Raw genomic sequence first — 3,856 nt, forward strand, 5'->3', positions numbered from 1 at the left:
CCTACTAAACATAAAGTTCGATTCTCTTTTTATCACTTTTTTTAAAAGTACTCGCTGCAATTGTTTTTCCTATTTTTAATTTTTACTAAACAAAGATAACATTATAGCTTTAACTCTTTAAACACTTTGTTACCTGTATACTAATTTTAGTAAGATATTCCTCCTTATTATTAGTTCTTAATGGATTGTAGAAGTAATCTTCATAGGCATTTCCTTCAATAACATAGCCCTCTGATTTGATAAATTCCGTGATATTGTGGTATGCGGATTCAATATCTTTATAAGATCCTTGGTGATAATATATGACATAAATTCCTCCTGGTTTTGATTGACCTGTTTCTAAATCACTATAACAAAATAAGTGATCTACCTCCTCATATCTTTCTTGAATCAGGCTCTCTCTTGTTATCACGGATCCAATAGGAGCAGGAACAAACAAGCCTATTTGCTTGCTAAAATGTTTTACCCAATCGAAATCGGTCATGCTATTTTTCGAATTTACATCGCTTAAGAAAATAGATTTTTTCTGTGTCTTTTGGATATAAACCTTCCCAACTTCAACGTTTTTTCTTTCTTCTTCCATTGAAATAATACCCTTAAAGAAACGACGAATTTGAATTAATTTCTCAATTTCTTCTTCCACCAGAACTGTCTGCTGTTTTGCCATTTCAACAAGTTTGTAAGTGTTGGGAGAATTAAGATATTCTTTTAGTTCCTCAATCGAAACTCCCACTTTCCGAAGAGATTGGAGTGTTGAGAATGTATTAATTTGATCGTAGGTATAATATCGATAACCATTGGGAAGTTTACCGGCAGGTTTAAAAAGATTGATTCTATCATAATAAAACAAGGTGTCTTTTTTCACCCCAAAATAACTAGCAAATTCTCCTGTACTTAAGGTTTTTTCTCTCCAAGTTAAAAACTCCTCTTGACTATAGACTAACTCCACACTTCATACTAGCATAAGCAAACGCATGTTAATACAGGAGGTTTTTATTATGGATTATTTTCACCCCCTCGTCTGGCAGCTGCTCGGTGGTACGACCTTCGCCCGCACAGCTAGCTTTATGACGATACCATTTTTAGCACTTTATTTACAAAATGATTTACATGCCTCACCAATTATGATTGGTTTAGCAGTCGGTATTTCACAATTGACTGCGACATTTGGTGGCTTCTTCGGTGGTTTCTTTACTGACCGGTTTGGCCGAAAAAAATTATCATCATATCGATGTTCTGTTGGAGTATAGTCTTTTATGGCTTTGCATTCGCAAACTCTGTTTGGATATTCGTTCTATGCAATGCTCTCAACGGTATCTGTCGTGCATTTTTTGAACCAGCTTCACAAGCTTTGATGATTGACTATACTGACGAAGATAGGCGTCGTCGCCTATTTTCAATTCGATATACTGCCATCAATTTATCAGCTGTGATCGGCCTTTTGCTCGGTATTGTCATTTCAAAAGCATCATCAATAAGTTTTCCATTCCTTATTACTGCAACGATGTACTTATTGTATGCGATTTTCTTAGTCATCACTTTACGACGTATAGAGGAGCAGAATACGGTCAATGTTACGCAAGATATTGGCGACTTGATGCGTGTTCTTTTACAAGATAGCACACTTATGTTGCTCATTATTGCGAGTGTTATTTGCAATTTCGTATATATGCAAACAGAGGCAACAATGCCACAATTGCTTAATTTAACTATGGCAGACGGAGTAGCATTATATTCAGTTCTAATTGTGATTAATGCTGCAACAATCGTAATTCTTCAATTGCCACTCGGCATTTTAAGCGAAAAAGTAGCAATCAAAACAAGTCTTATTTTCGGGGGCGGACTATTAGCACTTGGTATGTTAATCTTCCACTTCGCTGATAATTGGACACTTTTTATTGTCGGTATGGTTGTGTTCTCACTTGGTGAAATTTTTGTTTTCCCAATGACGAGTGCTATAGTCGAAATGATTGCACCCGCGCATCAAAAAGCAACATATCTTGGTTTTATGCAATTTCAAAACTTAGGTGGCTTCTTAGGCCCAGTGCTTGGTGGCTGGTTGATTATCCATTTTGCACCACAATTGTATTTGGTGATGGTTAGCCTATGCTTAGTAGTTATTATTTGCTACATAGCAGCTTTACGTGGCAAATCATTTCGAATGTCTTAATACAAATAAAAACTGTGGCTACATGAGGTACGGTCACATTACCATAAAGCTAAGGTTTCACACTATTCATTAAGCAAAAAAGACGTTATTCTTACTGTAGAATTATAGGAAAGGATGGCGTTTTTTGTATGTCTAATTCTGTATCTGACGACTTACAATTATTTGCACAGGAGATAAAGAGTCTTTTATCCCCAAATACCTTACAGAATCTAGCTAGAGATGTTGGATTTGTACAGCGAACAAGTAAGTATCAAGCACAAGAGTTAGTAGCTTTATGCGTATGGCTAAGCCAAAGTGTAGCAAAAACTTCCTTAACCCAGTTATGTAGTTGTTTAGAAGTATCAACAGAAGTACTCATCAGTCCTGAAGGACTAAATCAAAGATTTAACGCCGCAGCCGTCCAGTTTCTACAACAAGTTTTAGCCAAACTTCTAAACCAAAAGTTATCTTCAGCTAAGCTAATTTCTTCTCCATATACTTCTATTTTCAAGCGTATTCGTATCTTAGATTCAACTGCATTTCAACTCCCGGATGTATTTTCATCGGTTTATCCAGGTGCAGGAGGATGCAGCCATACAGCTGGGATAAAAATTCAGCTTGAGTATGATTTGTTAAGCGGACAGTTCCTACATATTCATACAGGTCCAGGTAAACAACATGATCGCACTTACGGCTCTCTGTGTGCCCCAACTGTGGCAGCGAATGATTTATGTATCCGAGATTTAGGTTATTTTCATTTAAAAGACCTTCAATATATACAAGATCAAGAGGCCTACTATATTTCTCGTATCAAGTCGAATACACGTATTTATCAAAAAAATCCTAACCCTGATTATTTTCAAGATGGAAGAATTAAGAAAGGTACAGAGTATATACAGTTAGATATGGAGACGGTAATGAACTCCCTTCAGCCAGGACAAACATGGGAAATAGCTAATGCTTATGTAGGAATGATTGATAAAGTGTCAGCTCGTGTAATTGTCCATCGATTAACAAAACAACAGCAACAAAAACGATTACAAGATCAAGCTGTAAGAGAAAAAAAGAAAGGAATGAAGTATTCTCCTCGTAGTAAACGACTCAGTGGTATCAATGTATATATGACAAACACTTCTACAGATATTGTCCCGATGGGACAGGTACATGACTGGTATTCTTTGCGTTGGCAAATCGAAATTTTATTTAAAACGTGGAAGTCATTCTTTCAAATCCATCATTGTAAAAAGATAAAATCAGAACGATTGGAGTGCCATTTATATGGCCAATTGATTGCCATTCTACTCTGTTCTTCTATCATGTTTCAAATGCGCCAATTGCTCCTCATGAAGAAAAAACGAGAGCTTAGTGAGTATAAAGCCATATATATGATTAAAGACTATTTTCTTCTTCTATTCCAAACTATACAAAAAAACACCCAAGAGCTATCAAAGGTGTTACTCCGCCTGTTCAATCTCCTACAGCAAAACGGGCGGAAATCTCATCGATATGAGAAAAAAACGGTCTTTGATATATTAGGTGTCGTTTACAATTGTACCATGTCTGATAATCAAGCCGCTTAATTCAAAAAAGTGAAACCCGTTAGGGTTTATTTCGTATGCAAATCTTTCAATCACCTACACTTGCCCTTTAGAAAAAGAAACAATCTCGCCTAAAATTGACTTTGCATAAGCTTAGCTTGATAGCGAT

At 36.2% G+C, this 3,856-nt stretch carries 3 protein-coding genes and 1 pseudogene; 3 read left to right on the forward strand and 1 reads right to left on the reverse strand.

Annotated elements, in window-relative coordinates:
• Nucleotides 1-109 precede the first annotated feature (109 nt).
• Complete coding sequence (locus DN393_RS30655) at nt 110-949, reverse strand: MerR family transcriptional regulator (protein WP_149174276.1); 840 nt, start codon at nt 947-949, stop codon at nt 110-112.
• 118 nt (nt 950-1,067) lie between these two features.
• Here DN393_RS30655 and DN393_RS32640 point away from each other — a divergent pair.
• The 3 genes and pseudogenes from DN393_RS32640 to DN393_RS30665 form a co-directional block, all read left to right on the forward strand.
• Nucleotides 1,068-1,696: pseudogene (locus DN393_RS32640) on the forward strand (MFS transporter); the annotation flags it as partial.
• Between the two features lie 15 nt (nt 1,697-1,711).
• Entirely contained in the window at nt 1,712-2,170 is a 459-nt protein-coding gene (locus tag DN393_RS32645) for an MFS transporter (RefSeq protein ID WP_233152558.1), read from the forward strand.
• A 128-nt stretch (nt 2,171-2,298) separates the two neighbouring features.
• Complete coding sequence (locus DN393_RS30665; protein WP_000072035.1) at nt 2,299-3,729, forward strand: IS4 family transposase; 1,431 nt, start codon at nt 2,299-2,301, stop codon at nt 3,727-3,729.
• The last annotated feature ends 127 nt before the right edge of the window (nt 3,730-3,856 follow it).

The organism is Bacillus sp. BPN334 (assembly GCF_008368885.1).
Taxonomy (GTDB): domain Bacteria; phylum Bacillota; class Bacilli; order Bacillales; family Bacillaceae_G; genus Bacillus_A; species Bacillus_A wiedmannii.